The following is a 2320-nucleotide window of genomic DNA, read 5'->3' as shown; positions in this document are numbered from 1 at the left end:
ATTGGATTCGGGAGAAAAATTAACTCTAGGTGAACCGATTAAAAGAGATCGGCATGATGGAGTCAATCATGTTGTCTATCGCGTTAAAGCTGATTTTCATGAAAAGTTTGATTTTCACCATTATCCCTTCGATGACCAAATTCTATCGATTCGCTTTCGTCATCATACTTTAGGTCAAGAAAAATTAATTTATGTGGTGGATTTTGTCGGAATGCGAGATACAAATACTGAGGAGGTGATCAAAAATTTTAAAATTAATAAGGTATTTGAAAAAATTACCGATTGGCGCATTAACAATGCCCTCTTTTTTCAGGATACTCATATTAACCAATCGACTTTAGGCGATCGCCGCTTAATTAAAGCGAAATCTCAGTTTCAATACTCTCAGTTTAATGCCGAGATCGAAATAGAACGCGATATTGTCAGCTTTAGTCTAAAAAATTTATTACCATTATGGTTCTTTGTGATAATTGCCTATGGTTTACTCTTTCTCCCCTTTGAAAATATTTCGGTTGAGGCCATCAGTGGTTTGCTTTTAGCTGTTGTTTTCTATCATCTCAGTTTGTTGGATTCTCTACCCGAGGGTATTGGCTATGTTGTTGCTCTTGACTATGCTTTTTATTTAATTTATATTTTATTAGTAATAGAACTAACTTTGATAATTTTAGGAAGTAGTACATGGTTAAAGGCTAATACGAATATTACCAACAAACAACTCCTTCAATTTGGTAGAGTTACTCTACCTATTCTGTGGATAGTAGGTAGTTATAGTTTGTTTTGGATTTATGGTTAGTTTTGATAAGTTTTGAATTGATTCTTAGATTAATGCCCAAGACCACAAACAACTGGAAGAGATATCGAGGAGAACTTTTCTTTTTATTATCGCTCCTAACTTTTATTTTAGTATTGGGATGGGTTAACTTAAACTTTAACCCAGATACGATTAAGATCGCGATCGCCGTCCCTCAAAGTAATACTGAAAAAGCATTTCTCTCCCTCGGTCAAGAGATGATAGACGGCACTCAATTTTATATTGACAAAGTAAATAAGGAAGGAGGAATTAAAGGCAAAAAACTAGAGTTACTGGTTTATGATGACCAATTTAAACCCAATATAGCCGGGAAAGTTGCCCAAGATATTTGTGCTTCTTCAGCCCTAGGTATTTTAGGGCATTATACTGGCGCAATGTCTTTAAAAGCGGGCGAAGTATATCAAAAATGCGAAATTCCTGCGATTACAGGGAGTGGGACAGTTGACTCGGTAACGGATAATAACCCGTGGTATTTTCGCACCATCTTCACGAATAGCGATCAAGCTCGTTTTATTGCCCACTATGTTCAATCTGTCTTTAAATCAAAAAATGTTTACTTAGTAACCGGTGATGATCCTTATAGTAAAAGTTTAGGAGAAGACCTAGAAACATATTTTATCGCCTTTGGAGAAAAACTTAATTTTATAGGAGTACAGGAATTAAACGACGATCTTAATCGCACGGTAGATAGCATTATGTTTAACTTACTAAAGTTAAAAAAGGCAGGTCAAGAACCGGATTTAGTTGTTATCGCTATGGAAAGCCTTGAAGCCGCCAAACTCGTTCGTAAAATGAGACGGAATGGGTTGAATTCGTCCATTGTTGGGGGAGACGCAATCGGTGATGTTTCATTTATTCAAAATTTTGCTGATGCAACAGAAGAACAATCAACCCCTGGCTTTTTTACCGATGATATTCATGCTGTTGTACCGGCAATTCTCGATATTTCTGGTGAGAGAGGAGAAAAGTTTAAGAATGAATTTGAGTTGCGCTATGACTATACACCGGGATGGCTTTCCATATTTTACCATGATTCCGCTCACGTTCTTGTTGAAGCCATTAAAAATGCTATCATTGCTAATGAAAATTCATCTCAAAAAACGTTCAATCTCAAAGATATCGCGACAATGCGCCGTCAAGTCAGAGAAGCATTAACAAAAATAAATTCCCCCGAAAAAGCAGTTGAAGGAGTCACCCGAACCTTCTATTTCAACGACCAAAGAAATACTCAACCACTGGTTTTAATGGGAGTTTTTAATCAAAATCAATTCATTTCTGCTCTTACTCAACTTACTTTTATTAAGGATGATACTATCATTGATAATTTGGAAGAAGAACTGGAGCAGGATAATTTGATTCAAATCGGTAGCGATAGCTATTTGGAAAAAACCCATATTGTTTATACGGGTATTGATATCAATGAAGTAACCCATATCGACGAAAAAAATTCATCTTTTTTACTGGATTTTTATCTCTGGTTTCGCTACAAAGGAGATATAGAACCTGACG

Annotated in this window: 1 protein-coding gene and 1 pseudogene; both read left to right on the top strand. The window is 36.0% G+C overall.

Annotated features, from left to right (window positions below):
* Window positions 1-793 (top strand): annotated as a pseudogene (locus JUI58_RS16330) (hypothetical protein); the annotation flags it as partial.
* A gap of 32 nt (window positions 794-825) precedes the next feature.
* A partial coding sequence (locus tag JUI58_RS16325) for an ABC transporter substrate-binding protein (RefSeq protein WP_204104864.1) occupies window positions 826-2320 on the top strand: 1495 nt, incomplete at its 3' end.

It is taken from the genome of Spirulina sp. CCY15215, assembly GCF_016888125.1.
Classification (GTDB): Bacteria; Cyanobacteriota; Cyanobacteriia; order Cyanobacteriales; family Spirulinaceae; genus CCY15215.
The sequence above is the reverse complement of the archived record's forward strand: the minus strand, read 5'-3'. Positions and strand labels throughout refer to the sequence as shown.